Origin of the sequence: Tepidicaulis marinus (genome assembly GCF_000739695.1) — a bacterium.
GTDB lineage: Bacteria > Pseudomonadota > Alphaproteobacteria > Parvibaculales > Parvibaculaceae > Tepidicaulis > Tepidicaulis marinus.
Genome location: NZ_BBIO01000001.1, coordinates 19190 through 44705 on the forward strand (window position 1 = coordinate 19190; position 25516 = coordinate 44705).

Annotated in this window: 30 protein-coding genes; 5 read left to right on the plus strand and 25 right to left on the minus strand. The window is 61.0% G+C overall.

From position 1 onward, the window contains the following. Positions 1-8: 8 nt before the first annotated feature. From M2A_RS00110 to M2A_RS00135, 7 genes are read right to left on the minus strand one after another with little or no spacing between them, the layout of a single operon-like run. Complete coding sequence (locus M2A_RS00110; RefSeq protein ID WP_045441532.1) at positions 9-2189, minus strand: hypothetical protein; 2181 nt, start codon at positions 2187-2189, stop codon at positions 9-11. A 19-nt stretch (positions 2190-2208) separates the two neighbouring features. Then, complete coding sequence (locus M2A_RS00115) at positions 2209-3285, minus strand: TraB/TrbI/VirB10 family type IV secretion system protein (RefSeq protein WP_045441534.1); 1077 nt, start codon at positions 3283-3285, stop codon at positions 2209-2211. After that, on the minus strand, positions 3282-4334 hold the full coding sequence (locus tag M2A_RS00120; RefSeq protein ID WP_156101642.1) for a TrbG/VirB9 family P-type conjugative transfer protein: 1053 nt from the start codon (positions 4332-4334) through the stop codon (positions 3282-3284). The genes M2A_RS00115 and M2A_RS00120 overlap by 4 nt, the downstream gene beginning before the upstream one ends. A gap of 3 nt (positions 4335-4337) precedes the next feature. Next, positions 4338-5009: a VirB8/TrbF family protein gene (locus M2A_RS00125; RefSeq protein ID WP_045441536.1), complete on the minus strand. Its 672-nt coding sequence runs from the start codon at positions 5007-5009 to the stop codon at positions 4338-4340. A 44-nt stretch (positions 5010-5053) separates the two neighbouring features. Next, entirely contained in the window at positions 5054-5218 is a 165-nt protein-coding gene (locus M2A_RS18105; RefSeq protein WP_197052796.1) for a hypothetical protein, read from the minus strand. Beyond that, the gene (locus M2A_RS00130) at positions 5215-5427 is read right to left on the minus strand and encodes a hypothetical protein (RefSeq protein WP_045441539.1); all 213 of its coding nucleotides are present in this window, start codon (positions 5425-5427) and stop codon (positions 5215-5217) included. Before M2A_RS00130 ends, M2A_RS18105 begins: the two co-directional genes overlap by 4 nt. Continuing rightward, positions 5424-6611 (minus strand): hypothetical protein, encoded by a 1188-nt coding sequence (locus tag M2A_RS00135; protein ID WP_045441542.1) that lies wholly within the window; start codon positions 6609-6611, stop codon positions 5424-5426. Before M2A_RS00135 ends, M2A_RS00130 begins: the two co-directional genes overlap by 4 nt. Before the next feature lie 37 nt (positions 6612-6648). On the opposite strand from M2A_RS00135, the gene M2A_RS00140 reads away from it, so the two are divergent. After that, entirely contained in the window at positions 6649-6939 is a 291-nt protein-coding gene (locus M2A_RS00140; RefSeq protein WP_045441545.1) for a hypothetical protein, read from the plus strand. Positions 6940-6944: 5 nt separating this feature from the next. Here the strand turns inward: M2A_RS00140 and M2A_RS00145 are convergent, their stop codons facing one another. From M2A_RS00145 to traM, 5 genes are read right to left on the minus strand one after another with little or no spacing between them, the layout of a single operon-like run. After that, positions 6945-7766, minus strand: coding sequence for a hypothetical protein (locus M2A_RS00145; RefSeq protein WP_081875258.1), 822 nt, complete (start codon positions 7764-7766; stop codon positions 6945-6947). Continuing rightward, positions 7748-10132: a VirB4 family type IV secretion system protein gene (locus tag M2A_RS00150; RefSeq protein ID WP_045441551.1), complete on the minus strand. Its 2385-nt coding sequence runs from the start codon at positions 10130-10132 to the stop codon at positions 7748-7750. Before M2A_RS00150 ends, M2A_RS00145 begins: the two co-directional genes overlap by 19 nt. Next, a complete protein-coding gene (locus M2A_RS00155; protein ID WP_045441553.1) occupies positions 10129-10443 on the minus strand; it encodes a hypothetical protein in 315 nt (104 codons plus the stop codon). The genes M2A_RS00150 and M2A_RS00155 overlap by 4 nt, the downstream gene beginning before the upstream one ends. After that, positions 10440-10766, minus strand: coding sequence for a TrbC/VirB2 family protein (locus tag M2A_RS00160; protein ID WP_045441555.1), 327 nt, complete (start codon positions 10764-10766; stop codon positions 10440-10442). The genes M2A_RS00155 and M2A_RS00160 overlap by 4 nt, the downstream gene beginning before the upstream one ends. Before the next feature lie 12 nt (positions 10767-10778). Further along, the gene (gene traM / locus M2A_RS16980; RefSeq protein ID WP_156101643.1) at positions 10779-11216 is read right to left on the minus strand and encodes a conjugal transfer transcriptional regulator TraM; all 438 of its coding nucleotides are present in this window, start codon (positions 11214-11216) and stop codon (positions 10779-10781) included. Positions 11217-11287: 71 nt separating this feature from the next. Here traM and M2A_RS00170 point away from each other — a divergent pair, with 71 nt between their 5' ends. Then, entirely contained in the window at positions 11288-11578 is a 291-nt protein-coding gene (locus M2A_RS00170) for a type II toxin-antitoxin system RelE/ParE family toxin (RefSeq protein ID WP_045441557.1), read from the plus strand. Positions 11579-11587: 9 nt separating this feature from the next. Then, positions 11588-11881, plus strand: coding sequence for an addiction module antidote protein (locus tag M2A_RS00175; RefSeq protein WP_045441559.1), 294 nt, complete (start codon positions 11588-11590; stop codon positions 11879-11881). Positions 11882-11892: 11 nt separating this feature from the next. Here M2A_RS00175 and M2A_RS17905 read toward each other — a convergent pair whose 3' ends face one another. Genes M2A_RS17905 through M2A_RS00200 form a run of 4 tightly spaced genes read right to left on the minus strand, consistent with a single transcriptional unit; the run spans position 11893 to position 13893 of the window. Beyond that, positions 11893-12627 (minus strand): purine-cytosine permease family protein, encoded by a 735-nt coding sequence (locus M2A_RS17905; RefSeq protein ID WP_156101644.1) that lies wholly within the window; start codon positions 12625-12627, stop codon positions 11893-11895. Then, positions 12627-13370 carry a P-loop NTPase family protein gene (locus M2A_RS00190; protein ID WP_045441563.1) on the minus strand — a complete coding sequence of 248 codons (744 nt, stop codon included), beginning with the start codon at positions 13368-13370 and terminating at the stop codon, positions 12627-12629. The genes M2A_RS17905 and M2A_RS00190 overlap by 1 nt, the downstream gene beginning before the upstream one ends. 17 nt (positions 13371-13387) lie before the next feature. Beyond that, on the minus strand, positions 13388-13642 hold the full coding sequence (locus M2A_RS00195) for a hypothetical protein (protein WP_045441565.1): 255 nt from the start codon (positions 13640-13642) through the stop codon (positions 13388-13390). After that, on the minus strand, positions 13639-13893 hold the full coding sequence (locus M2A_RS00200; RefSeq protein ID WP_045441567.1) for a hypothetical protein: 255 nt from the start codon (positions 13891-13893) through the stop codon (positions 13639-13641). The genes M2A_RS00195 and M2A_RS00200 overlap by 4 nt, the downstream gene beginning before the upstream one ends. A gap of 666 nt (positions 13894-14559) precedes the next feature. Here M2A_RS00200 and M2A_RS00205 point away from each other — a divergent pair. Beyond that, positions 14560-14793 (plus strand): hypothetical protein, encoded by a 234-nt coding sequence (locus M2A_RS00205; RefSeq protein ID WP_045441569.1) that lies wholly within the window; start codon positions 14560-14562, stop codon positions 14791-14793. Positions 14794-15058: 265 nt separating this feature from the next. Beyond that, positions 15059-16342 carry a lysophospholipid acyltransferase family protein gene (locus M2A_RS00210; RefSeq protein ID WP_045441571.1) on the plus strand — a complete coding sequence of 428 codons (1284 nt, stop codon included), beginning with the start codon at positions 15059-15061 and terminating at the stop codon, positions 16340-16342. An 11-nt stretch (positions 16343-16353) separates the two neighbouring features. Here M2A_RS00210 and M2A_RS00215 read toward each other — a convergent pair whose 3' ends face one another. From M2A_RS00215 to M2A_RS00255, 9 genes are all read right to left on the minus strand, one after another. Further along, positions 16354-17637 (minus strand): PQQ-dependent sugar dehydrogenase, encoded by a 1284-nt coding sequence (locus tag M2A_RS00215; protein WP_045441573.1) that lies wholly within the window; start codon positions 17635-17637, stop codon positions 16354-16356. Beyond that, complete coding sequence (locus tag M2A_RS00220; RefSeq protein ID WP_045441575.1) at positions 17615-18385, minus strand: SDR family oxidoreductase; 771 nt, start codon at positions 18383-18385, stop codon at positions 17615-17617. Before M2A_RS00220 ends, M2A_RS00215 begins: the two co-directional genes overlap by 23 nt. Positions 18386-18441: 56 nt before the next feature. After that, entirely contained in the window at positions 18442-19251 is an 810-nt protein-coding gene (locus M2A_RS00225) for an enoyl-CoA hydratase/isomerase family protein (RefSeq protein ID WP_045441578.1), read from the minus strand. Between the two features lie 124 nt (positions 19252-19375). Beyond that, a complete protein-coding gene (locus tag M2A_RS00230; RefSeq protein ID WP_045441581.1) occupies positions 19376-20152 on the minus strand; it encodes an SDR family NAD(P)-dependent oxidoreductase in 777 nt (258 codons plus the stop codon). Between the two features lie 32 nt (positions 20153-20184). Then, positions 20185-20820: a TetR/AcrR family transcriptional regulator gene (locus M2A_RS00235; RefSeq protein ID WP_158597242.1), complete on the minus strand. Its 636-nt coding sequence runs from the start codon at positions 20818-20820 to the stop codon at positions 20185-20187. 134 nt (positions 20821-20954) lie between these two features. Beyond that, positions 20955-22130, minus strand: a complete 1176-nt coding sequence (locus M2A_RS00240; protein WP_052379067.1) for an acyl-CoA dehydrogenase family protein — start codon at positions 22128-22130, stop codon at positions 20955-20957. Positions 22131-22156: 26 nt separating this feature from the next. Next, positions 22157-23356 (minus strand): acyl-CoA dehydrogenase family protein, encoded by a 1200-nt coding sequence (locus tag M2A_RS00245; protein ID WP_244444345.1) that lies wholly within the window; start codon positions 23354-23356, stop codon positions 22157-22159. Between the two features lie 2 nt (positions 23357-23358). Then, the gene (locus M2A_RS00250; protein WP_045441584.1) at positions 23359-24165 is read right to left on the minus strand and encodes an enoyl-CoA hydratase/isomerase family protein; all 807 of its coding nucleotides are present in this window, start codon (positions 24163-24165) and stop codon (positions 23359-23361) included. Positions 24166-24376: 211 nt separating this feature from the next. Continuing rightward, positions 24377-25468 carry a WD40/YVTN/BNR-like repeat-containing protein gene (locus tag M2A_RS00255; protein ID WP_052379068.1) on the minus strand — a complete coding sequence of 364 codons (1092 nt, stop codon included), beginning with the start codon at positions 25466-25468 and terminating at the stop codon, positions 24377-24379. Positions 25469-25516 lie beyond the last annotated feature (48 nt).

Consider the following 25516-nt stretch of genomic DNA (forward strand, 5'->3'; position numbering starts at 1 on the left):
ACCGGCTCCTACCCAACACTGGGGCAGGCATTGACCGCCCGCACGTAAGGCGCACCTTCATTCACCCAGCTGCCATACTGGCGCGTTCCATCTGGGAACTGCGTTACCTGGCGGCTTTGACGGCGGTCGTAATGGGTCATGCTGATCCCGCCGCCGAGCGTGATGCAGTCATTGTAGGAACTGAGGCCTGTCACCTGGCGTGAAGAGGGAAGATGGACCCAGTACGAACGCCAGGGGCAATAGTTCGGATGGTTGGCGCACCCGGCTCCAAGGTAATTGCCGTCCTTGCCACCCTTCCATTCCGTATAGGCATAGACCGTCCGGCTCTCTGCAGAGACCGTGCACTTGTTGCCCTTGTTCACCGGGGCGGCATCGCCGACAACAACCTCGTAAGATGTTCCATCGGGCCGCCGGTAGAGCTTCACCGAGTCCTGGCCTGCATATTCCGTGCAGCCCTCATACCAGCCCGTGCCATCGAGCTTTGTGGTGAGGCCTTCATAGACGTAAGGCTCTTCTTCAGCGCCCGGCAGCACTTCAGACGAGAGCACCGTGTAAGGCCCCTGCGGCGTGTCGATGCTTAAGGTGGTGAGCCGGTAGGCGTAGAGCTGGCCGTCATGGTTCTGCCAGCCGGAGATGGTCTGTTGATGGTTATAGACCGTCTCTGAGTTCACGCATTCCGACACAAACGTGCGCGTGCCCGAGCGCTCATAATAAAACCGCTCCTGGCCGTAAGAGACCCCGGCCGAGACATCATGCGTCCAGCTTGCCGGGTTCGTGCAGCCTTCCACCGTCGCAACAAGAGCATTCGCGCTGCTGTCCGGTTTGCACTCGGTAATGAACTGAGACCCCGTATCGAGGTCGATCTGGATGCGCGACTGGTGTGTGACTGTTCCAAGGTCGCGGCTGACGATCGGCTCGCAGACCAGCGCCCCGCCTTCCGTCTCATAGACCTGCCGGTGCGCGTATTCAGTCCCGTCATCCGAGCAGGGCCCCGCCTGCCAAATCGCACCGTCGAGCTCATAGGTATAGCGGCTCTGCCGGAACGAGCGGTTTGCCGCAAAATCATGGCGGATGGTGCAGCCCTCGACACTGCGCAGAAGAGGCACGGCGGCCGCTTCCAGCGAAGGCTCGCAGCCGCGCACCTGCACTTCCGTATTGCTGGCATTGAGATAGGTGAGCGCTGCCTGCGGCACCGCCTCTTCTTTCGCGTAATCGAGATAGACCGTGCAGGCCCCGCGCTTCTCCGTGATCGGGAAGACTTGCTCTTCATCCGGGGCGCAGTCGCTGACCTCCTGCCGGTTGCCGCCTGCATCCGTGTAGAAGAGAAGGTATTGCGCCTGAGCAAGACGGGCCTCGATGTCCACCTTGTCCCCGCACACCGCATAGGATTTTTGGAGGGGGAAGCGGTCATTGCCGTCTTCACACTCCGAGTAAGTGACGCGGCCGTCTTCTTCGGTTTCAACGCGGGCCTGCTGGATGGCGACTTGCTGCATCAGATCCACTCGGATCTGGCAACCCTCATTGGTCACCCGGATGTTCGGGATGGAGGTGGGCTCGACATCAAGCGGCGCCGGGTTCTGATACCCGGCCGCATCCTTGTTCTCGGCCGCATTGGAGGGCGCGCCGCTTGCAGCATTCGCCGCTTCCGCCGTCTCCCGCTCTTCGGCCTCCTCGTCTTCTTCCGCCAGGCGTTCCAGAGCGGCAATCAGCTCATCGCCATTGCCTTCCACATTGATGACGGAGGCCGCATCAAGCTCCGGCCGTTCCAGTGTGAACTGCGCCACGAAGTTCTCGGTATTGAGCGCCTCGACTTTGCCGTCCTTCTGGACGCTGGAGAGCACGAGCTGGCCAACAAGCGCGCCGTCGACCTTCACATAGCGCGAATAGGCATTAGCCGTGACGCCTTCGGTCAGGTTCGCAGGGGCGCCAGGCACCCGCACCAGAGAAAGATCGATCGGTTGCGGCTCGTTTTCAGGGACAGCCGTCAGGTTCTTAGTGCGCGTGACGATCTCAACCTTGCGGGCAAGCTCCTGAACATTCGGGCTTACTGCGCCTTCCTGCTCGGCCGTCTCGGCAGGGGCGCTTGCGGATGGCTCGGTCGCGCCGGCAGAGCCCGGCCCGGCCCATAACGACAGGGAAAGAACAGAGACACAGAGTGTGGGTTTGAGCAGCTTAAGCACATTGAGCATTGGGGGGGACTCCTTTGAACTACTCGGCTTTGGCGATGTACCAGTCCACGGCGGGGCGGATTTGCACCCGTGTGCCCTGGGGAATGGTGATGATGGGGGTGAGGGAAAGCGTCTGTTCGAGCACCGAGGCGCTGATTTCGCCGAAACGCTGGGACAGCTCTTCTGCGGCCGCTTCCGATGAAGATGAGGAGGAGCCGTTACCGTCCCCGTCATCCTCAGAGCTGGTGAGCGCGCTGCCGAAGCGCACGGCCGTTGAGATGCCGGTGAGGAGGAAGGCCGTTCCGTACCTTTCCCAGAAGCGCCGATCGACATTGCCTGCAATACCGGGCTGGCCCTGGACATTGCCGACAAGCGCCTCCAGCTCGCGGATCTCCGCGCGGTGCCCGGCCATCAGGATGCGCGAGCAGCTCAGCGGCAAGCGCGAGGACCCGATATCTGCAGGCGGCTGGAACGAGCAGAGAAGACGCGAGCCTTTGGGAATGAGGACATTGCGGCCGTGATAGCCAAAGACATCGCGCGCCGTCTGCACAACGATGGTCCCGGCCTCATCGCCGCCGACCTGGCTATTGATGCCGGTCTCCAGAATGCCGGTGATATAGCGGTCGGCCGTCACGATCCGCTCATTGTCCACCGGACGGCTGGAGGTCCGGCGCGGCCCGGCGTAATCAGACGGCGTCACCGAGGCAAGATCGAGCGGGCCTGCCGGTGGCTCGAGGGGCGCGGGCGGGAGCGGCCGGACCCCGGCCGCTTTTTGTGCCGCCTCCTCATTCACTGCGAGCGCATCCCAGCGCCGGGGCAATGTGCCGGGCCGTGCCCAGGCCGCCGCCAGCGCTTCCCTGAAGGGATCGGGCTCTGGTTCGGGGGCAGGCTCCGGTAGCTCGATGACCGGCACCGGCGCCTGAGGCTCTGTCCGCTTCTCGATAATGATGGGCGGCATGGTCGGCGGCGGCGCGGGCGCAGGCGGCGGCGGAGGGGCAGGCAGTTCCCAGGCGGCCGGATCATCTTCCGGCAAGGCTTGCTGAGGCCCGGCAGGCGCCGCGCAGGTGCCGCCGAAGGTCAGCCCGAGCGCGAGAGCAATGTCGCAGAAGGCGCTCATGCCTCGCCCTCATACTCGATGCAGAGGAAGCTTTCTCCGCTCTTGAGGGTGATGAGCGGCCTTGTGCTTTCGATGATATAGGTCTGCCCCTGCACCCGCGTGTTGACGAGTTCATCGATCCCGTCAACGACCACGTAAGCGGTCGGTAGCTCGATATCCTTCCAGCGCTTGCCGAAGCGGATATAGGTGAAGTGATCGTCGCGGAAGACGGTTTCGGGGCGCAGCTCCTTGTCGCCCCAGAGCGTATAATCGCCCCAGCCGCGCAGCGCATTCGGATCGAAAGGTGCGCTCGCGACAAAGTCACCATCCGGCGTACCGGGCGCTGTCTCGGTCAGCCCGGCAACGATGCCGCGAGCGCCGGACAGACCAGGATCACCCGCTATGTCCCCGGCCTGTCCTTCCGGGATGGGGGACGTTTCCCCGGAAGTGTTTGAGTGGAAGCCCGGCACGGCGATGCCGGTATCTGTGGCAACCGCACCTGCGATCCGCACCACAAGGTCAGGGACCGCATAGGAGTTGAAGCCTTCAGCGCGCAGGTAAAAAGGATAGAGCGCGCCCGACTTGCCATAGACGACAAGGGAACTGTCATAGCCGTGCCCCACGGGCCGCACCGCGAGGCGCCGCTTGCCGCGCGCCTTCACCGAGAAGCCGCCATTGTCTCCAAGATCAACAGAGGCAATCTCTTCGCCGCGCGGCAGCTCGATGACAGTGACCATGAACTCGCGCGTACGGATTTTATAGGTGCACGCCTCGCACATCTCGGCGGTATAGACCGCCTCCTCTGGCTCGGCCTGATCCCAGACCTCTTGAATCTGGCCAGGGGTGCGCGGGCGCACCAGCGTGCCGAAGAAGCCCTCGGCCTGTTCTTCGGCCTGGATCGCAACGGAATCAGGGAGCGGAAAAGGAGCCGGTTGCGGCTGCGCCTGGACCGGGGCGTTCGAAGGAACCGGCGGGCGCACGGGGCTTGCCGGTGTCGCGGCGAATGCCACTTGCGGCAGCAGCAGCGCGCCGCCAATGAGGGAAAGGGTTTTCAAGCGGGTGATAGACATCTGTCAGCCTCGTTCTTTCAAGGTCATGGCCGTCACCACGACCCCGAGCGGGTTCATGTATTTGTCTTCTTCTTTCACTTCGCGAGGACGGGTGGTCATCGAGAGGTAGGCGCGCAGCTTTTTGCGCTGGACGGTTTCGGCGCCGCGCGTGTCCACTTGTGTAAAGTCCACAGCGAACTTGTAATCACGCCCGAAGCTCGTGATCCCATCGACGGACTCGACACGGATTTCGCGGGTGAGGCCCGATGCAATTGCATCTCTGACTTCGTCAGTTTCGATGCGTTCCTTGCGCAGCCGCTCGCTGAGCGCGCGGTCGGTCATGCGCGAGGCCTCCCGGTAGCGCTCGGTTGAGGTCACCGGGTCGATGGCTAGCACGAGCTGCACATAGCGCCGCGCCATGCTTTCCATCAGAAGGTCGAAGCCTTCCGTCTGGCGCGTAATCGGCTCCACCCGGTAAATGCGGTCATCGGCCGGGTCCGTCCGAATGAGCGCAATTTCGGTCTCCTTCAAGGGGAGCATCACGGAGAACATCGAGACAAGCACCGTCACGGCCGCGCCGAGCACAATGTTTGTGCCCGCCGAGAGCCGGAGCATCCAGGCAAGGCGCCGATGCGCCGCTTGGAATGCAAAGGGATCGGCTTCCAGCACCGCGCCATGGGGAGAGACAGGCATCATGTCGCTTGCCTCTCCCTTACCCGGCCGAAATGCGGTTAGCCGTTCTAACCTGCCCATGTGTATCCCTCGGAATTGAAGGGGACTTTGAGACAGGCGCAGGGGCTCGGCTTCAGCTTGTCCGTTCCCTCGCCTGCATTCTTGGGCAGCTCGAAGTTTCCGGCACAGCCGGTCATAAGAACGGCGAGGGAGAAAGGGATGAGCCACTTCATGCCGTAGCTCCTTCCATGGCCGTCTCATCGCCCACTTCTTTGGCGCCGACTTCGCGCAGGATCACTTCCCCGTCGAGGGGAATACTGTCGAGCTTCACGTTGAAGCCCTTGCCGTCGCCATGAACCCAGGCCGCGCCGATGCGGTTCCAGATCACGCGCTCTTTGGTTTCGATGGCCTGCAGGGCGTGGTGCGTTGGTTTGTTGGTCATTTGCTGCTTCCTTTGTCGAAGACTGGGGTGGTAATGCGATCCATGATCGCTTTCCCCACTGGTGAAAGCGCAGCACCTGTTGTCTTGCGAGTGTTAGTCGCTAAGTCATAGGCACCACGCAAAGTGCTGATAGTTCCCAGACCTGCGCCAGCGGCCCCTGCACCCCATGAACCAATGCCTTGGGCGACATTTTTGTAGGTGTTGGGGTTGAGGGCAGCGAGACCGCTCGCAGTAACGCCAGCCGTGATTACGGCGGCCGCCTGGTTGGTGAGCTGCGATCCGGCAATGGAGTTCGCCATACCCGTTGCCTCGGCCATGAAGGCCGTGCCAAGCCAGCCGAGGATCATGGCAACCCAGAGAGTAGAGCTGGTTAGCGAGAGAACATCGGATGGCGTGTTGGCGCTATAGTCAGCAACGGCGAGTGCTTTAACGCCGTAGAGGCAGACAGCCAGCGCGACGGTCGCACCGAAGAGAACCATGAACGACGCAAAGAGCGTCTTGATGCCGGTCAGAGCCATGCCCCGCCCCCAACCGAATGCCATCAGCAGCATGAGAATTGGAGACAGTGCGGCGAACATCATCACTCGAAAGATCGAGACGACGACCTGCGCGAAGTAAACGATGAGCAGCAACACATAAGGAACGGCAATCAGTATGGCGTAGAGAATCGGCCCTGGATTTGTCAGTGACGCCTGAGACATGACTTCAGTTGCCAGGCCAAACACCTTCAAGACACCCGTCTCTGCAACCCAGACGAGTTTTTGCATTCCATCCACACCGCTGATGCCGGACGTTCCGGCAGGTAGAGTAGCCCGCGAACCAGTACTTGCCCCTTGCGTAGAGACGCCAGTCTTCTCGATTATCGAAGCGGTTGAAAGCACAGCTCCTGCCGCGCCGCCCATAACGGTGAGCGACGTTGAATAGATTTGATTAACCAGCGTTGGACCTTGCCCTGCCATCAACGTTGCGGCGATAACGACAAAGACAAACTCATGGGCTAAACTCATGAGATCGGCTTTGCCCAGGACCATCTTGATTCCGTGAATGACGATCCAGAGTCCGGCAAGCGAAAGGAAAATTACCCAGAGTGGATCAACCAACACCGTGCTCAAATCTTGAGTGAAGGCATTGGCAAGAGTGACGTACTCGTTCACAACGCCACACGTGAAACAGGCATCAGCCATGGCGGCACACCTCGTCGATTAGAAGGGGAGAAGAGAAGTGGAATATGTTCTGTATGCGGTCCTCGCGCTGGTTCTGCTCGGAGCGGTTCTCGGTTTGATTACCGAAACTCTGCAGAGGATTTTCCCCTCGCTCCGTGAAGACCCAGAAGTCGCCCGGCAACGCATTCTTGCCCGCAAAGAAATGAAGTCCCGCAAGAAAAAGGTGAGTTCTACACCGAAGAAAAAACGCGGCCCTATCGGCGGCTCGCACACGGCCGAGATCATGATGTTCGGCGAGGATCCGGTGACCCGCCGGGCGGCCCGGAAGGTGCGCGACAAGTTCTTCTGATTGTCTCATTGCTCTTCCTCCTCAGCCGCAGCGCGCTCGCTTGGCGACAAGGTCATCACCATCAACATCGTGGATTGAACTTTCAGGAGCTGGCCGAGTAGCTGGTTCTGCTGGACGAGCTGCCGGTTGGTCAGGACCTGGCCCTGCGCAATCACTGCCAGACGGTCCTGCTGGGTTTTCGCGGCGAGTGCGGCAGCTTCCAGCTCTTCGCTGGCCTTCTGGTTCACCTCGGCCGTCTCGCCAACCGCACGGTCTGCCTGGGCGAGACCCTTGGAGGCCGCGTCCTTTGTCACCGCGCGGCGGCGCGCTTCAACAGTCCGGCGCGCCTCTGCCCTCGCTTCCCATTTTTCTTCTGAGGTGCTGGCCTCGCCCCAGTTCGCGTTTTCGGGCCAGCTCTCAGGGTCGTTCGGATCGAACCAGAGCGCTTTTTGATAGGCCTGCGAGCCGCCGCAGATGGAATCGAACTGCAGCTCATCAAGGTCAATACCCGGCATGAGCTTTTCGAAGTCAGGCTTGAGGCACTGCGCATTACGCAAGACCTGGCCCGTCAGCCGCTCAAGGTTGAGCGTCGGCAGCGTAAGCTGACCAACCTCGCCAATGGCATTGATCTGGTCCTGTACCTGGGAACTCAGTGTGTTCAGCCACTCGGTTTGCTGGCGCAGCTGATCGATCTGTTCCTGCAGCTTGCTCAGCTGCTCAGAAAGTTTCGCAATTGCACTCGCATCAATTACCGCCATTGCGCTGTAAGCAACGCTCGGCACACCGAAGATGAGGGAGATGGTAAGAGCTGCGGTGCGCAGGCGTCGTTTTAGAGGTGTTCGGCCCATGCCTCTCCCCATGTTGCTTGAAGGTCCTGAAGATGCTTGTTGGCGTCAGTGCCCGCCCGGTAGAAGCGCAAGGATTTGCCAAGCGGTGAAAGGTCAACATCGATGATGGCGCTCTCATCGAAGCCCGAGGCCGCATCGCGCTTGACGATGAGCGCCCGGCGCTCGCGCCGCGTCGAGGCGCGGCCAAGGACAAAGCTCATTTGCTCATCATTGAGATTGAAAGGCTCGAAGCTCTCGGCCGTGGCCTGGGCATTCGGCAGGAAAATGAAGGTGGCCGTGTTCTCGATGAAGGCTTCGGCCATACCGGAGCGCAGAAGCGCGGCCGGGTCCTGGAAGGCGAGGCCCACGGCGCCATTGAGTTTCCGGTATTCACGGAACATCTCTGCGGCAAGCGCGCGGAAGCCTTCGTTCTGCAGGAGCTTGGCCGCCTCATCGATAAAGATGGTGAAGCCTTTGGCGGACTTTGCCGCCGATTGGCCGATCGCGGCCGCCATATGCGTGACGACAGGAGGACCAAGTTCCGGGTCACTCAGCGCCTCATTCATGTTGATGGCGACCATGTAATGATCGAGCAGGCCTCCAAGGCTGTCATGAGGCGCATTGAAGACGTGGGAATGCAGTCCCCTGTTCCCCTTGTCGTCGATCACCCATTTGGCAAAGACCTGGCGCAGCGCCGAGCGCTTGGCAAAGGCAAAGCCATAGATCGCGGAGAGGGTCCGCTCCGGGGGCTCAAGCTGGAACGTCAGATCGAGAGCGTGCGAGAAGGCGGCTTCTTCCTCGGGGCTTAGCTTGTGATCCCCGGCCAGAGCCCGGAGGATATGATAGACGCGCTGGCGGTTCGCCGGGGTGTCTTCCCCGACATCGAGCGGATTGAGCGCGAGCTTGTCATAGCTCTGATAGAGCCCGCCCATGGCTTCCACCATGAAGCGCGCGCCTTCCTTGGAATCGAAGATGTAGGAGCGCACGCCCTCGAACTTTGCGAGCCCGCCGAGGAGATGCATCATCAGCGTGGACTTGCCGCCGCCCGTGGGGGCAAAGACTAGGTAGTTGCCGCGTGCCTGGGGCTTGTCTTCCACATGGAACTGGAAGGCATAGGCCTGGCCCGTCGGCGTCCTGAAATAGCGGACCGGCGCCGGGCCGAACTGGCTGGAAGTCAGGCCTTGCGCGGAGTGCGGCATGGCCCAGAGGGCGGCGATGTTCTCGTCTCTCAGATCAAGCGGCAGCATGAGCCGGGTGCCCGGCATCAGCTTGCCTCTTGGCACAGACGGCAGCCGGCTGAACCAGCAAATGGGCGCGCCTTTGGTCTGGACCCGGTAGAGGACGCGGGCATGGCCCAAAACCTCGCAAATATCGCGAACGAGATGGGCAAGCGCGGTCTCTGTCTCGGCCCGCGCAATGATCTGGAACTCGGTGGCAAAGAGTGTGGAGGTGCCTTCCGAGAGGAGAGACAGGATCACTTCCGTCTCGCCTGCAGCGGCCGGATTGCCGAAGAAGGACCCGCTGAGGGCCTGCTGCTTGCGCTTGTAGATGAGCAGCGCCTTGTCCCGGTCCCAGGGCTCGCAGATCTGAGCGATCTCGATGTCGCCCGGTAGCGCCAGAATGTCCCCGACGAGGCGGCCCGAGACCGTCTCCGGCCAGGAGATCACTCCGATCACCCTATGGAGCTGCTTCTCCGGCACATGGGCCGTGATGACACCGCTCCCCCTCTCGCAGTGAAGATCCGCGCCGGGCAGTGCGCCGGAGAGACTTGCCGAGACGGAAGGCAAATCCCGCCGGTAATCGCCGGAGATGAGACCATTGAGGAAGCCGGTGAGCGGGCAGGCCTCCCCGTCTCTTGCCGCCTTGGCCACGGCCTCAGGCGCATAGTCCCCGGCCTGGGCGGCAATGATCTGTTCGGCATCGATCAGCGGCTGCATCGAGGCCGAGGCGGCCATCAGATACCAGTCCACAAAGTAGGAGGATTTGAAGAGGGCGGCTTCCGCCTCGCCGATCTCGCTGAGCGCGCGGGCCGGCCAGCGCGCTTCATAGGTTATGGGACGCTTGCGCTTCACCGCAAAGAGCCGGAGGGAAAGCCCCTTCTTGCCAAGCTCATGCAGGAGAGAGGCCCGGCCGAGCAGGAGCGTGTGCTGCTCCTGTTCGATCTTGGCATCATAGCTCGTGCCCCGCATCGACCAGACACGCGCGAAGGTGCCGTCCTTCAGGCGGATGGTGAGACCATCGGGCTCGATGGCGTCGAGCGCCAGTTCGTCCTGCAGCCAGTCCTGCTTGAGGGAGCCCAGCATGAGCTTGCGTGTGGCAGGGACCGCCAGAGCCGCCGCCCCGCCCGCGAGCAATCCCGTTGTGATCACTTGCGGCCAGATCGTCATGCCTGCCCCCTTGAGATCCGTCCTCCGGCAATGAGGACACGGGTCTCGCCCTTGCCCGCCCAGAAGCGGGTGGCAAGGAGAAGATCCCGGTCGAAGAAGGGATTGGCGCGGGTGGCGCGCAGGCACAGGAACCAGAGCCCGACAAAGACCGCCCCGGCCAGGGGCAGGGTGAGCGCGATCACATCGAGCACCACGGTAATGGCCGCCGTTACGCCTGCGCTGCCTGCGGCAATCACCACAAGCGGCAGCGCAAGCCCGAGCACACCCGGCTGGCGCTGGGACTGGACGAGGACGGCGCTTGCGGCTTTCATTGGCGCGCGACCTCCAGCAGAGCCACGATCATCGTGGGGCCAACCATGATGAGCAGCCCCCCGACGAGCCGCATGCCGAAGGACTTCCAATCGATCTGGCCGGTCAAAACGCCGTAGATGCCAAGAGCGATGATCCCGACGCCGATCAGAACGACACCGATGTTCACAAGGCCGCTTTGAAGGACTTCGATAAGACCCGTGGCAGGCTCTTCCCACCCATTCCCGACATCTTGAGCGAAGGCGGGAAGGCTTGAGAGACACAGAGCAATGAGTGACGCGGCGGAGAAAGCCAAAAGGTGATCGCGCAAGTTTTTCAGCGCCATGGTTTGATCCTTTCAAAGGGCAATGGCCGAGAGCACGCCGAGCGTGCAAAGGGCCGCGATGACATTCAGAAGGGTGAAAAGGCTTTGAACCTTTAGGTTCTGGCGGAAGCGGCTCAGCGTCTGCTCAGAGAGCTTCTCCGCTTCCTTGATCGTGGCGAGCCGCTCGCGCACTGCGTCATTCAGCGTCTCATTCTGGAGATCGCCGATGATGAGGCGGACCTCATCAACCAGCTCGGCGCTGGTCTTCTGGGCATGATCCGAGAGCTGGCGCTTATGGCTATCGAGCAGCCGCTCATATTCACCGAGCGCCACCTTGTGGATGGTGTGCAGCATCAGGATCGGGTCGTTTTGATCGACCGTCACCTGATGCACTTTCCATAAGTAAGTCCGCAGCTCCTCAAGGGAGTCCATAGTGAGCGGCGGCGGAGGTGGGGTGTCGAGGACGCTCATGCCCGTGCCTCCACCCCCAAAGCGCTCAGAAGGCTCTGGACATTTTGTCTTTTATAAGAGACAATTCTCCGATGATTGAAATCCGCCAGACAGACGAGTTTGCCAACTGGTTCAAGCGCCTTAAAGACCGTCAGGCCCGTGCCCGTCTGCAAGCACGGATCGACCGGATGGCACTCGGCGGCTTCGGGGACTGCAAGCCAGTCGGCAATGGCGTTTCGGAAATGCGTGTCCATTACGGCCCCGGCTACCGGGTCTATTTTATCCAGCGCGGCAAAACGCTTGTTGTTCTGCTGGCGGGTGGCTCGAAACGGACGCAGAGCAAGGACATTCTTTTGGCCCAGCGCCTCGCTGAAAACCTTTAGGAGAAAGTCATGGCCAAAAAAGCCAAAACCAAAACCCGTCTTTGGGACAGCGCCGAACACCTTGAAACCAACGAGGATATCGCCGCTTATCTTGACGCGGTTCTGGAAGAGAAAGACCCGGCTTTGCTGACCCACGCGCTGGGCGTCGTGGCGCGCGCGCGCGGCATGACGGACCTTGCGCGGGAAACCGGCCTTGGCCGCGCCAATCTTTACAAGGCGCTGTCCGCCGAAGGGCACCCGGAGTTCGCAACCGTGATGAAAGTCATGGAGGCGCTGGGCGTGCGGATTTCCGTCACCGCGTGAAAGTGCTGTGCTCATACCCGCGCCCCCCCTTTCTTCGGGAGGCGCTCCTGATCGTAGCGGTAATATGTCTGTTCTTGCCAGGCGATCCCGCTAACGGCGAGAGCACAGAGGATACCGACAGCCGACCCTAGTGCTGAAGGCGTGTCCCAGGGCATCAGGCTGACTTTCCAGTCAACAAACCCATAACTTGCGGGGTTGAAGAAAAGAACCGCGATAAAAACCAGAAGGAACCGTTGGCCAATAAGGGGCGAAAAGGCTGGATTGAAGGTTGCGAACGCCCTGTCCAGGGTCCCCCGCCCTGTCATTGCCAACGTCTTGCGTACATACCATTCGGCCATTAATGCCGCTGCGCAGAGGCCGGTTCCAATTCCATACCAAATCCAGAGCGGCACAAAAAACGCCGGTTGCGCGGACGCAAAGGCCATGGTCAAAGAACAGATCGTCACATAGTGAGAGTTCCGATGACCGATCTCCAATGCTCGGCCATCTTCACGAGTGAGGCAGGTGTCACCATCTGCACCAGCCTTACCGGGAGTTTTACCCTCGACTGGTATCTGGCCATTATTCCCATCACTGCTGTTCTCTGGTTCGGTTACAGCGCGCACCGGTTCCGCTGGTTCCGGGACATCACTTTGTTCAGCCTGATCCGTGGCGTTCTCGGCCTCACCCTTTCCCTTACCGTCAGTATTTTTACTGACTGACAGCGAGAAGAACCCCGGATGAATCGTAGACATCCGCTTGCTCATCACAGCACCGCCTGGTCCATGGCGCCGTGAATGGCCTTCCAGCTCATCTTGAGACGCTGCCTTGCCATGAGCGGGAAATCGAGATGCTGGACGGCTTCATCAAAGGTCAGCCGGGCGCGCATCATTTGCTCGATGTCATGGCCGAAGGTCTCTTTGCGCACTTCCGGCAAGCGGACCAGCGCATGAATGCGGGACTTGTTCTGCTTGTAGAGACCGGACTGCTCGAAGCCCTGAACTTCTCCCTTGTCGTTCTGCCGCTCGATGCGCCCGAAATACTCATTGAGCCAGACGACGACAGGAACGTCAGGCACATAAGTGAGGACCTGCGAAAGGCCCTGCAGCGTGTCATTGAGCGCCTGGCCGCCGGTCAGCACCGTATGGAGGCGCACCTCGTGGCCAGAGCCCGTGATCATCTCCAGGGCCTGGCTTTCCACCATGTAGCCAAGAAGCGGCAGGAAGGTGGAAGCGCCATTATCGATCACGACGACCGCGTCCTCCTCTGCCGTCATGATCTTTTCGACAAGCGCGTCGAAGTAGCGGGGGTTCAGCTCATCGGGCCGCTCGCCGAGCAGCACAGTCTCGGCATTGAAGGCCTCATAGCCTGCAAAGGTCCGGTTCACAGGATCGGTGTCATAGCAGGCCAGGGGCACGTCCTTGCCCGCGTAATATTGGGCGAGCAGCGAGGCAACGAAGCTCTTACCAACGCCCCCTTTGCCTTGCAGGGTGAGATTAATCAGCGCCATTAGTTGGGTCTCCTTCTTCAGCGGGTTGCGGCAACCGATTGCCGCTCGGAATGCGCGGGGGTGAGTCCCTCGCGCTGGTGGCGGGTGAACATGGTTTCTTCGGCTTGTTTGAGGCCGTTCAGGAAGGCGTGGACGCATTCGCGAAACGCGTGCGCCCAATCCTCGGCCAGCTCATTGCAGCGGACGGTCTCGTCTTCGCGCACATGGATGCGCACACCCTCTGTCTCGCGGGTGAGCTCGATCGTGACCTTGGCCGGGCCATGCGGGGTCATGCGCCTTCTCCATTGATGTCAGCGGGGGAAAGGGGGAGCGGCAGGGCCGCGACTATTCGGTATTGGCGGGCGACAGCGGCGCGGCCCATGAGCTCGGTCCGGCCGATGGCATCCGAAACCCGCCAGCCGCCGAGCTGGTTGAAAAAGCCAAGGCGCATGGCGCCGTCACTGCGGCGCTGCAGCCAATGCCAGCCGTTGGAAAGACAGGGAACGGATTGCACGACGGGGCGAAGGTCGATCACGTTGCTCATGAAGACCCTCCAGGCGTTTTGACGCTGCTCCCGCCCCAAAGATCATCATCGATGCGCGGCGCGGAGGAGGGTGTCGAGCGCGGACCATCAAAACGCAGTCCGCTAAGGGATGCCGTGGCGCGCACGGGGTCTGCGTCCTTGTCGGAACTAGACGGATGCGAGGGTTTGGGAGGATTTTCAGAAGAGCGCGCCTGGCGCGTGGTGCTTGCAGAGCGTTGCTGGTTGGGCGAGGTGCTTTGAGAGGCTTCGGAGCGAAAGCGATTTACGCTGACGTAAAAGGCCCGCAGTGTCATAGACACGCGACCAACCTCTTTTAGTTCCTCATAGATTCGCTTAACTGTCTGGCCGGCTTCGAGACGCTCAACTATCTCATCTCGTAGGGCCGCAATTTGGACCCTGGCCTGCCCCCATTCCATAGACACCCTTGACAACTCCTACAGATTGATAACTCTCTGTATTCAGTGCCAAGATGTGGTCCGACTCTTTTTCACTAGGGTTAGGTCGGCTCCACCATATCCCCGCCAATATCCGCTGGACCGGAAGCCTGCAGAAGCGGCGCGGCGCATCACGTTTTCTCGAACCGCGCCACTCATGGAGAAACGGTAGTTTTTCTTTAAGGCTTACCGGAAAAACTGAAGCCCGTTTCAGTAATGACGGACGGATTTCATGAAAACCGCAGCTATCATCATCAGTATTTTCCTGCCGGGCGCCGGCTCCCTGCTTATGGGAAAAATCGTTGCGGGCCTGATCCAGCTCGCCCTTGCCTTCACCGCTCTCCTTTTGAACCTGACCGGCATCGGCATTCTGATTGGCGGTCCGGTGGGCCTCATTGCTTGGGTATGGGGCCTGGTCACGGTGGCCCGCGCCGAGCCGAAAGCGCCTGCCGGCCGCGCCGCTTAAGCTTTACCGGCTACAAAATGCCGCAACCCCTTGGTTCCCCCGCCGGCAAAAGCCCTTAAAAGCTGGAGAAACGGCGCGGGAACCGGGGGCATCCGGCCTCGTTCATGGAACGATGGCAACCGAAAAGTAAACGGGACCTTTCCCGGTTCAGAGAATCTTTACCAGGGCCCCCGCATAGTAAAGCCAGCGTTAAGATATTGGGCGGCACGCTTATCCGGCAGGATGGCGCGGCGCCATTTCCTTTGTTTTCGAGGCGTTCATCTGAATGACTAATAAGCCCATCGCGGATGCGCTGAAAGACCGCTTGTCAGCCGCTGCGAAGAAAGTAACAGGCCGCAAGCCCGAAGGGCCGGCGCTCAGCGCCGATAGCCAGCTTGCGCGTCTGGTCAGCCAGATCGCGCCGGGACAAAAAGGCCCGCGCTCCTGGCAGGCCGGCAACATTCAGATTCTGGGCCTGGAATCCCTGCGCCGCCAATTGGGTCCGACCTGGGACAAGTTCGCCTCGACCATTCATCTGGCGATCGAAAACATTCTCTCTCAGCAGCTGGGGGTGAAGGACGTTTATGCCCGCCTCGGTGACGAGCGCTACATCGTCATTTTCGCCTCAAACGACCCGCGCCATGCCGCAGAGGTCATGGCCAAAGTGACCGACCATTTGATGGCCAACCTTCTGGGCGAAAGCGGCACCGAGCTGCTTCAGGTCGAAACGGTTCTCGGCCAGGTGAATGCCAGCGCCGACGGCGATATTCAGTTTTCCGAACACAAGGAAGAGAAGGACCCCGATGCCGGGCTCATTCTGCCCGATATCGGCCCGTCAAATTATGAAAGCGTCTATGCGCCGATCTGGAATGCCCGCCACCAGGTCCTGAGCGGTTATGCCTATATTCCTTACGAGAAGCGGCAAAACGGGCGCGAGCGCTTCGAGCATGCCGTATTGCCGCCCGACCGCACCAGCGCCGACACGCTGGCGCTCGATCTGGAACATCTCAATCAGGCGATTGAGACGATGAACGAGCTTTACGTCAATAAATTCGCGCTGCAGCTGATCACGCAGGTCCATTACGACAGTCTGGAAACGTCCGCTGGCCGAGAAAAAGTCATGGCCGTCTGCCGCCAGATTCCCAATCACCTGCGCAAATTCCTGCTGCTGCAAATTGTCGGCCTGCCCGAGCACACGCCCATGACCACATTCATGCAGCGTGTCTCTCCGCTCAAACCCTTCTTCGGTTTCCTTGCTGTGCGGGCACCGTCCTTTGCCTCGAACTTGCGTTACTTCAGGGATCTGAGCGTTTCCACGGTGACCTACCGCATACCGGAAAACGCCGATCAGGAGAAAATTCTCGCCCGCGTCGAACAATTGGTGAAAGAGGCGGAGACTGCGCGCATTCTTCTTTCGATCGAATATGTGCCGACCATCGACCTCGCCAAGAAGCTGAAAGAGCTCGGCGTCTGGTTCATCACCGGCAAGGCGATCGGGGAAGTGCAGGATTTCCCGCGCAATATGCGCCGCTGCACGCTGGACGAATTGGCCGCCGACCGGTTCGTTTGATAGAGGCGCGCTCACCGCGCCTCGTAAGTCACCCGCCAGATCGCCCCGCCCGCATCATCCGCAATAAGCAGCGCCCCGTCCGGCGCCTGAGCAAGGCCGACAGGCCGGCCGATCACCTCGGCCCGCTGCTCGCCCTGCCGCCAGAAGCCGGCGGCGAATGTCAGATAATGACCTTCCGGCTTACCGTCTTTGAACGGCGCGAAAACCACCTTGTATCCCGTCGGCCGCTCCCGGTTCCACGAGCCGCGCAGAGAAAGGAAAGCCCCGCCGCGATAAGGCGCGGGAAAATGCGTGCCATCGTAGAACAGCAATCCCGTCGGCGCCGAATGCGCGGCAATCAGCAGATCCGGAACCTGGGTGCGCTTGACGAGGTCGGGACGGATCTGCCCGAACTGGGGATCGGGATGAGGCCCGAGATAGGCATAAGGCCAACCGTAAAAGCTGCGCGCGCGCACCTGCGTCAAATAATCGGGCACCAGCTCGTCGCCATACCCGTCCCGTTCGTTGACGGCGGCAAAAAGTTTATCCGTTTGCGGATGAAAAGCAATGGCGGAAGCATTGCGCAGACCGGCAGCGAAGGTTTCCTGCCGGTTGAAAGCGCCGGGATCGAAACGCTGGATCGTGGCGCGCGGGGCTTCTTCCTCTTCGATATTGCCTTCACTGCCCACCGCGACATAGAGCGCGCCGTCCGGCCCGAAAGCGATGTCGCGCGTCCAATGTCCGCCGCCCTGACCGAGCGCGCCTGCGCGCGTCACGGGCCGGCGGGCCTGATTTTCTTTAAGTCCCTTGGCATAGCCAAGCTGCCAGACGGCTCTCAGATCGGCGACGAAAAGCTGCCCGTCGCGGAAGGCAAGCCCCGAGGGCCGCTCGAACGCATCGGCATAGACGCTGCGCGTCTCGGCCTTGCCGTCCCCGTCCTTATCCTCAAGGCGCAGCACTTCGCCCAGATGCGGCTCGGTCACGAAAATCGCCCCGTCGGGCGCGGCAACCATGAACCGGGGATGATCGAGCCCTTCGGCAAAAAGCGCCGCTTTAAAGCCTTCCGGCACGCGCAAGCCGGCCCCGGCGGGACGGTCGATGACGACGGGCCGGTTTGAGGCGGACGGTGTGGCATAAGGCTTCGGCAAATCCTCAAAGCGGATTTCATGGCGCGTGCCCACCGGCTCGCCCGGCCCCTGCATGAGCGGCAGGCCGTCATCCTGCGCATGGGCAGGCGCGGCCAGAGAAAAGAGAAGCGCGCCTGCCGCCAATGCAGCAAGCGCGCGCGCGCTATCACATGGCGCTGATGCCGCCATCGATCTTAATCTCCGATCCGGTAATGAATTTCGACTCATCGCTCGCCAGGAAAAGAACTGCATAGGCCACATCATCCGGTTCGCCCACCACCCCAAGCGGAACTTGCTTTGCGAGCTTGCGTTTCAATTCGTCCTTGCTCATCGCCCCGGTCATCCCGTCGAGAATGGGCGTGTCGATAAAAGTGGGGTGAACGGAATTGGAGCGAATGTTGTACCCGCGCTTGGCACAGTGTAGGGCGACGGATTTGGAAAGCAACCAGACCGCTGCCTTGGCCGCGTTGTAAGCGGCCATATTGTGCCCGGCGATCAGCCCGGCGATCGAGGAGACATTGATGATGGAGCCCGGCGCATGGGGCACCATGTGACGGATGGCGTATTTGCAGCCGAGAAAGACGGAATCGCTGTCGACTTCCTGCACCTTCTTCCAGGTCGCAAAATCCGTGTCTTCCACCGTCGAGCCACCGCCGATCCCGGCATTGTTGACGAGCACATTGAGCCCGCCCATGGCCGAAACCGCCTCATCGAGCGCACTTTGCCACTGGCTCTCGCTCGTCACATCGAGCGCCACGGCAAAGCCCTTGCCGGGATAGGCGGCGTTGATTTCATCGGCGACCTTCTTGGCGCCCGCCTCATTGATATCGGCAACGGTCACCTTCGCGCCTTCTTTCGCCATCAAAAGCGCGCTCGCCCGGCCAAGGCCCTGCGCGCCGCCCGTGACGAAAGCCATTTTGCTTTCAACCCGTCCCATGAATGTCTCCTGTCGTTTTCTCTTTTTGGATGGCAATGAAATGCGTGGGCCGGCCTTCAGTTTCCTTTGAAGCTTGCCGGGCGTTTTTCCAGAAAGGCTTTGATCGCCTCGCGCTGGTCTTCGCTGCCCGCGGCAAGGGCGAACTGATCCCGGTCCATGAAAGTCACCGCCTGATTGAGCGCTTTTGCGGCCATATCGATGGACTGCTTGGACATGCGCACGCCAAGCGGCGGCAAGGCGCCGATGCGCCGGGCAAGATCGAGCGCCGTCTCGCAGGCTTTTCCATCCGCGCTTACCTCATCGACAAGCCCCCATACCTCGGCTTTGCCTGCGGAGAGTTTCTCGCCGAGGATCGTGAAAAGCTTGGCCTTGGAAGGGCCCATCAGATTGACGAGGCGCGGGTTGGAGTGCCAGCTCATATTCATGCCGAGCGGCACCTCGGGCAGGCGCAAATGCGCGCTCTTGCCGGCAATGCGGTGATCGCAGGCCGCGGCAAGCGCGACGCCGCCGCCAATGCAGAATTTTTCGATGGCCGCGATCGTGACCTGTTCGAGCGCTTCCCAGGCCGCGCACATATCCGGGCCGACTTTCAGCGCCTGGCGCTGCTCGATGAGGCTGAGATCGCGCCGCGCCGCCACCTCCGGGTCTTTCAAATCAGCCCCGGCGGAGAAAGCGCCCCCGCCCCCCGTCAGCACGATGGCCGAGCTTGCCGTATCCTCGCTGAGATGACGGGCAAGCGCGGTCAGCTCGCGCATCGCGGCGATGGACAGCGCGTTCATCCCGTCGCCGCGGGAAAACTCGACCAGCACCACCCGCCCCTCTCGGGCGATGGTGGTGAACTCTCCGAAACGTTCGGCTTCTTGCATGGCTCCTCCCTCTGGCGGTAGACCCGCCTTATCCGGCAAGAGACCCTAGCGGAGAGAAGAAGCGGGCACCAGTCAAAGAGGCCGCGGCACTATTCTTTGCGGCGGGCTTTGCGGCAAGCCGGCCTTATGCCTGCAGGAAATTGACGAGGCCGAGCTTGATCCGGGCAGGGGTAAAGGCCATGGAGGCGGCCTGAATGCGGTTCATGAGCCCCGTCACCACCACAGGCTGCTTGCGCTTGAAGGCTTTGTAAGCAAGCCGCGCCACGCGTTTGGAGGACATGAGCGGGCTCAAGGTGACAAGCCGCGCCCCCGTCAGCCGTGCGGCATCCTGAAAGCCCGTTGCCGTCGGCCCGGGGCAGACCGCCGTCACGCTGACGCCTTTGTCTTTCAGCTCATATTGCAGTGCCCTTGAGAAGGAGAGCACATAGGCCTTGCTGGCATAATAGACCGCCATGCGCGGGCCCGGCAGGAAAGCCGCGGTCGAGGCGATGTTCATGACCCCGCCCTCTCCCCGCTCGATCATACCCGGCACCAGCGCCCGGGTAAGCGCGGTCAGCGCATAAATGTTGAGATCGATCATGCCGAGCTGATAATCCGCCTCAAGCTCGGCAAAGGCGCCCTTCGCGCCATAGCCTGCATTATTGACCAGCACTTCCGCATGAAGGCCCTTTTCGGCAAGCGCTGCCGTGACGCGGGCTGCGGCATCGCGCGCTGCCAGATCGAGGGGGAACACATGAACGCTCACCTTGTGCTTTTTGCGCAAGCTCTCGGCAATCGCCTCAAGCTTTTCCGCCGAGCGGGCAACAAGCACGAGGTCCTTGCCGTCCTTGGCAAAATGACCGGCAAGGTCTTCGCCAATGCCGCCGGAAGCGCCGGTAATCAGGGTAATGGGTGAGGTCATGGGACTATCTCCTGGGATCGCCCTTCCGGGCATTAGGTGTCAGAGACCGATAGGGCCCGCCAGAGCGCGGCGCGCATTTCATTAAGATGCGCAGGCTCAAGCGGACGCCCCTCGGCAAACTTCAAAAGACCGGCAAGCGGCCCCCAAAAAAGGGCGGCAAAGACCACAGGGTCGAGCGGTCTGAGCACCCCTTCCCTCGTCCCCCAGACGACGAAGTCTTCAATGGCGCGTTTGTAAGGCTCTTCATAAGCAAGGCTGGCCGCATCGAGATAGGGCGCATGGAAATGCAGATCGATGAAGCGGGCCTCGCGCGGAAAGCCCAGCAGCCAGTCCACCGCGCGCGCCCAGTAAAGCTCGAAGGCTTGCTTGACGCCCGTGCCTTCGGGCAAAGGCGCCAGCACCCGCGCGTTGAACTCCCCCTTCCAGCGCTGGAAAAGCGCGTTCACCAATGCTTCCTTGTTGGCAAAATAGCGGTAGAGCGTGCCCACACCCACCCCTGCCTTGCGGGCGATATCGGGCACCGCCGTCGCCTCATAGCCTTGCTCCTCGAAAAGATCGAGCGCGGCGGCCAGCAGGCGCGCCTCGGCCTCTGCCGCCTTCGGCCGGCCTTTGCGGGCGGGCGGCGCGGGCCGGGAAGAAGCATGACGATGTGAAGCAGCTTGCGGCACGAAGGTCTTCTTATTTTCGGAATGAACATTCATTCCGAAAATAGAGAGAGAGAAGCGCGGCGTCAAGCCGTCCTGCCTTCCGTTGAAAAGAGGGGGAAAACCGGCCGGTAAGGTCCGGGGCGACGTGAGAGGCGTTAGAGCATGGCGGTGTCGGTATCGAGCCCCATGAAAAGACGTCCCGTCAACTCGAGCGTCGGCCCGGCCACCATCATGTGCTGGGTGGCGACATGCACATCCCGGAAGATCCGCTGCAAAGGCGAGGTGCGGTAAACGGAACTGCCGCCTGCCAGCGTGTACATAAGATCGATGGCCTTGGCCGAAGATTTCACCGCATGGGTGGTGGCAAGGCGCAGATCGCGCCGGTGGGGAATGGAGATCACCCCTTCGGCCTGCGCCGCCTCAAAGGCCGCGCCCGTCGCCTCTTCAAGGAAGGCGCGGGCCGAGCGCACCAGCGCTTCGGCCTCGGCCACATCCACATGGGCCATGGGCTTCATGGCGAGCGGCTTGAAACTGCCTTGCGGGGTTTTTTCCACGGCGAGCCCCACAAGCTCGTCGATCGCCGTGCGCGCCATGCCGAGCGTCACCGCTGCAATGCCCATCCCGAGAAATCCGAATGTGGGAAAGGCATAAAGCGGACGCTCCAAGGGCTTGTCGTGAATGAGATCGACGGAATGGGCTTCGGGCACGACAACGTCCTGCGCGGCGTAATCCGTCGAGCCCGTGCCTTGCAGGCCCGAAACATACCAAGTGTCGAGAATATCGACATCGCCCGCCTTCATGATCATCATACGGTTATTGGGCTTGCCGTTGCTCAGCACTTCCGGCTTGCCGCTATCGTCCATGACGAAGGCCCCGCCCATGATCCAGTCGGCATTGCGCGAACCGGAGCCCCATTGCCACTGACCATTGACCTTGAAGCCCTCTTTCACCCGCACGGCCTTGCCCTTGGGCGCGAAAACCCCGGAGGTGATGACTTTGGGATCGCCGAAAATATGCTGCGCGGCCTCCTTCGGCAGAAAGGCGCTGACCATGCCGGACGTGGCGCCGATGAAAAGGCACCAAGCCGCCGACCCATCGGCGCGCGCAAGCCGCTCCACCGTTTCGATGAAGGTCCAGGGCGGCGTTTCAAGCCCGCCATAGGCCTTGGGGATGCACATGCGGTAAAGGCCGCTCGCCGCGAATTTCTCCGCAATATCCTGCGGCAATTGCCTTGCCGCTTCGATCTCATCGGCCCGCGCGGCAATGTCACCTGCCAAAGCGTCGGCAAGGGCCAGCGGATCGGTTTCCTCAAAACGGTCGAGCATGCTCATGGCGGTCTCCCCTCATCGCCGCGCCTTCACGCGCCGAGTTTCAGCCTATTGGCGATATTGTTCTTTTGCATGTTGGACGAGCCGCCGACGATAGGCAGGCTCTTGGCATCGCGCAGATAGCGCTCAAGATCCATATCGTCCGAAAGCCCGTACGCGCCGACGACGCGGATGGCCTGCTCGCTCACCTCCGCCGCGCCTTCACAGCAGAAAAGTTTCGCCATCGAGGTTTCCACGGAGCAGGGCCGGTTGTTATTCGCCAGCCAGGCAGCGTGATAAAGCATGTGGCGCATCGCCTGCACTTTCGTGCGCGCCTCTGCAAGGCTGTGGCGGATCGCCTGGTGATGGGCGATGGGCTTGCCGAATTGCACGCGCTCTTCGGCATAGGTCCAGGCATCGGCAAGGGCCGCTTCCGCCAGGCCCAAAGCGCAGGCGGAAAGCTCGAGCTTTTCCACTTCCAGCGCGCGGCCAGCAAGCTGGCCCCAGCCTTTGTTCCACTTCTCCGGCCCGCCCAGAATATTGGCGGCGGGCACGCGCACATTCTCCAGGATGACATCCTTGGTTTCCACGCCGCGAATGCCGAGATGGCCGAGCGGGGTGATCGTCAGGCCCGCCGCATCCGCCGGCACCAGCACGATGGAGAGGTTCTTGTATTTTTCCTCGCGCGGGCCGGAACGGGCGAGGCAGAAAATATAATCGGCAATATGGGCGCCCGTGCACCAGCGCTTGGCGCCATTGAGGACGATCTCATCGCCTTCACGCGCGGCCGTAGTTTCCACTGTCGCCAGATCGCCGCCCACATTAGGCTCGGAAAGCCCGTAAGCGAACATCAGCTTACCGGCGGCGACTTTCGGCAGCAGAGTTTCTTTCTGTTCCTCGCTTGCCGATTCGCCCAGATTCATCCCCGCATAACAAACGGCCATGATGTAAGGGCAGGCAAGCGCAACGGAGCGCTTGGCGATTTCCTCAATCACCGCCATGGTGGCGTAGATATCCACCCCCGCGCCGCCATAGCGCTCCTCCGTCGTAAGACCCATCATGCCGAGGGCGGCGAACTTGTCGAACACCTCGCGCGGGAAAATATTGCCCCGGTCCCATTCGCGCGCCTTGGCACGGGGCATATGCTCCGCAACGAAGCGGCGCGTTTGATCGCGCAGCATGCGCACATGTTCCGGTTCGTCGAAATTCATCGCATCGCTCATCGCACCGTTTCCGCTTTCCATATCCATGCTCAATGCCCTGTAAATTTCGGCACGCGTTTTTCGAGGAAAGCGCGCACGGCTTCACGGTGATCGTCCGTCGCGAATGTATTCATCTCATAGGCGATGGACGTATCGAGAATGGAATGGGCAAGCTGTTTGAGCCCGATATTGACGGAGACTTTCGTATATTTGATCGCTTGAATGGCACCATGCGCAAGGCGCTTGGCGAAGGACAGCGCCGCCTCATCGAGTGCCTCATCCGCCACGACGTGATTGATCAGGCCGATCCGCTCCGCCTCGGCGGCGGGCACCGGATCGCCCGTCATCAAATATTCCTTGGCCTTGGCATAGCCGCAAAGCTGCGGCCAGATGATCGCCCCGCCATCACCGGCCACAATGCCGACACGCACATGGGGATCGGCGAATTTCGCGTTCTCGCTCGCATAGATCACATCGCACATCAAAGCGATGGTGGCCCCAAGGCCGACGGCGGGCCCGCGCACGGCAGCGATCAGCGGTTTTTCCAGATCGAGCAAAGAAAAGATGATGCGTTTGGCTTCCATGGGATCCGGGCCCTTACCGCCCGTCTCATAGGTATGCTTCATCCAGTTCAGATCGCCGCCTGCGCAAAAGGCGGGGCCTTCACCGGTCAGCAACACCACATCCGAGCGCGGATCGTCCGCCGCATCGAGAAAGATCGTGGAAAGCTCGCGGTGCAAGAGCTCATCCACCGCGTTCATAAGCTTCGGATTGGATAGCGACAGCACCAGGATACGTCCCTCGTGATGCGCTTTGATGCGTTCATAGCGGCTGAAATCCGGCGCGTCGTGAGCCATGCCCTCTCCTCCCTTGGGCCGGACTGTTACCGGCTCATTTTTAGTTAGTGTCACGAACTAAATTCATCTTGTAAAGGCGCATTTGCGTTCACCCGCCGCGCAGCGCCTGACAGAAGGCTCGGACGGACGGCGCGCGATTACAAATAAAAACCCCGGCCGCCGGGGCCGGGGTTTTCAAAATAACACGTGCCCGCAGGCTGAGCCCGGAAGCTTAGCTCGAGACATCGTCCTGGGAGACGGCATCTTCCGCATTATCCGGCATGATCTTCACACCCGGCACGCCGAAAATGACGATCTTGCCCTCCGGCCCGTCCGCCACCGCATTATACCCCTCGCGGTCGCGGCGGGAGGTGGTCAGGAACGACTCGCCGCCATCGGAAGAATAGGCAACGGCGCCGTTGAGGCCGACCAGGATGATGTCGCCATTATCCAGCTGCACGCCGCCGCCGAAGGATTTCTTCGTACCCGTCGGCACTTTCGTCCAGGTCTCGCCGCCGTCCACCGTGCGGTAGACATTGCCGCGCATGCCATAGACCAACACCGAGCCGTCGGCCAGGCCGATGCCGCTCCAGAAAGAGCCTTCATAAGGCGTCTTGATGGCCTGGAAGCTTTCGCCATCGTCGGTGGAGCGGAAGACATTGCCGAATTCCGCCGCGATATAGATCGTGCCGTCTTTCGCTTCGAAAATATCGTTCAGGTGATAATCATATTCACCGCCATCGACGATATCGGTCTGCTCCCAGGTTTCCCCGCCATCATTGGTTTCCAGCACCAGCGAAAAAGCGCCGATCGCAAAACCGTGCTGGGGCGTATCGAAATAAAGCCCGAAGATCGGCGTTTCCGCTTCGAAATCGTGATAGACGCGCTCCCACGTTACCCCGCCATCTTCCGTCTTGATGATGGTGGTGTCATGCCCGCCCGCAAAGCCGACCTTGTCGCTGGGAAAAGCCACGGTCGTCAACGTCACCTGCGTGGGCACCGTTTCCGCCTGGGTCCAGCTCATCCCTTGGTCGTCGGAATAAATGACATGACCGAACTCGCCCACGGCCACGAGGCGGCCATTGGCGCGCACCACATCGAGAAGAAGATTGTCATCGGCCTGATCGGAGGGCGTGGCATATTTGATCGCATTGGGATCGAAGCCTTCGACATCCTCCAGCACCGTATAGTCTTTTGCAGCGCTCGCCGGAGACACCGCAAGAAGGCCGCTCAAAACCAGAGCGCCAATGCCGCTTGTCATCACGCGCGCCATACGACCGAAAAAATGGCGGCCGGAAAAATGATGGATCGTACCAGTCAACATCTATGTCACTCAGTTTGCGGAGACAGCCTGACTATTGTTATTCGCACC

Excerpts from the sequence above, each read along its gene's own strand:
- M2A_RS00110 (WP_045441532.1), bottom strand. The coding sequence starts at position 2,189 with ATGCTCAATGTGCTTAAGCTGCTCAAACCCACACTCTGTGTCTCTGTT.
- M2A_RS00115 (WP_045441534.1), bottom strand. The coding sequence starts at position 3,285 with ATGAGCGCCTTCTGCGACATTGCTCTCGCGCTCGGGCTGACCTTCGGC.
- M2A_RS00120 (WP_156101642.1), bottom strand. The coding sequence starts at position 4,334 with ATGTCTATCACCCGCTTGAAAACCCTTTCCCTCATTGGCGGCGCGCTG.
- M2A_RS00125 (WP_045441536.1), bottom strand. The coding sequence starts at position 5,009 with ATGATGCCTGTCTCTCCCCATGGCGCGGTGCTGGAAGCCGATCCCTTT.
- M2A_RS18105 (WP_197052796.1), bottom strand. The coding sequence starts at position 5,218 with ATGAAGTGGCTCATCCCTTTCTCCCTCGCCGTTCTTATGACCGGCTGT.
- M2A_RS00130 (WP_045441539.1), bottom strand. The coding sequence starts at position 5,427 with ATGACCAACAAACCAACGCACCACGCCCTGCAGGCCATCGAAACCAAA.
- M2A_RS00135 (WP_045441542.1), bottom strand. The coding sequence starts at position 6,611 with ATGGCTGATGCCTGTTTCACGTGTGGCGTTGTGAACGAGTACGTCACT.
- M2A_RS00145 (WP_081875258.1), bottom strand. The coding sequence starts at position 7,766 with ATGGGCCGAACACCTCTAAAACGACGCCTGCGCACCGCAGCTCTTACC.
- M2A_RS00150 (WP_045441551.1), bottom strand. The coding sequence starts at position 10,132 with ATGACGATCTGGCCGCAAGTGATCACAACGGGATTGCTCGCGGGCGGG.
- M2A_RS00155 (WP_045441553.1), bottom strand. The coding sequence starts at position 10,443 with ATGAAAGCCGCAAGCGCCGTCCTCGTCCAGTCCCAGCGCCAGCCGGGT.
- M2A_RS00160 (WP_045441555.1), bottom strand. The coding sequence starts at position 10,766 with ATGGCGCTGAAAAACTTGCGCGATCACCTTTTGGCTTTCTCCGCCGCG.
- traM (WP_156101643.1), bottom strand. The coding sequence starts at position 11,216 with ATGAGCGTCCTCGACACCCCACCTCCGCCGCCGCTCACTATGGACTCC.
- M2A_RS00170 (WP_045441557.1), top strand. The coding sequence starts at position 11,288 with ATGATTGAAATCCGCCAGACAGACGAGTTTGCCAACTGGTTCAAGCGC.
- M2A_RS00175 (WP_045441559.1), top strand. The coding sequence starts at position 11,588 with ATGGCCAAAAAAGCCAAAACCAAAACCCGTCTTTGGGACAGCGCCGAA.
- M2A_RS17905 (WP_156101644.1), bottom strand. The coding sequence starts at position 12,627 with ATGAGCAAGCGGATGTCTACGATTCATCCGGGGTTCTTCTCGCTGTCA.
- M2A_RS00190 (WP_045441563.1), bottom strand. The coding sequence starts at position 13,370 with ATGGCGCTGATTAATCTCACCCTGCAAGGCAAAGGGGGCGTTGGTAAG.
- M2A_RS00195 (WP_045441565.1), bottom strand. The coding sequence starts at position 13,642 with ATGACCCCGCATGGCCCGGCCAAGGTCACGATCGAGCTCACCCGCGAG.
- M2A_RS00200 (WP_045441567.1), bottom strand. The coding sequence starts at position 13,893 with ATGAGCAACGTGATCGACCTTCGCCCCGTCGTGCAATCCGTTCCCTGT.
- M2A_RS00205 (WP_045441569.1), top strand. The coding sequence starts at position 14,560 with ATGAAAACCGCAGCTATCATCATCAGTATTTTCCTGCCGGGCGCCGGC.
- M2A_RS00210 (WP_045441571.1), top strand. The coding sequence starts at position 15,059 with ATGACTAATAAGCCCATCGCGGATGCGCTGAAAGACCGCTTGTCAGCC.
- M2A_RS00215 (WP_045441573.1), bottom strand. The coding sequence starts at position 17,637 with ATGGCGGCATCAGCGCCATGTGATAGCGCGCGCGCGCTTGCTGCATTG.
- M2A_RS00220 (WP_045441575.1), bottom strand. The coding sequence starts at position 18,385 with ATGGGACGGGTTGAAAGCAAAATGGCTTTCGTCACGGGCGGCGCGCAG.
- M2A_RS00225 (WP_045441578.1), bottom strand. The coding sequence starts at position 19,251 with ATGCAAGAAGCCGAACGTTTCGGAGAGTTCACCACCATCGCCCGAGAG.
- M2A_RS00230 (WP_045441581.1), bottom strand. The coding sequence starts at position 20,152 with ATGACCTCACCCATTACCCTGATTACCGGCGCTTCCGGCGGCATTGGC.
- M2A_RS00240 (WP_052379067.1), bottom strand. The coding sequence starts at position 22,130 with ATGAGCATGCTCGACCGTTTTGAGGAAACCGATCCGCTGGCCCTTGCC.
- M2A_RS00245 (WP_244444345.1), bottom strand. The coding sequence starts at position 23,356 with ATGGATATGGAAAGCGGAAACGGTGCGATGAGCGATGCGATGAATTTC.
- M2A_RS00250 (WP_045441584.1), bottom strand. The coding sequence starts at position 24,165 with ATGGCTCACGACGCGCCGGATTTCAGCCGCTATGAACGCATCAAAGCG.
- M2A_RS00255 (WP_052379068.1), bottom strand. The coding sequence starts at position 25,468 with ATGTTGACTGGTACGATCCATCATTTTTCCGGCCGCCATTTTTTCGGT.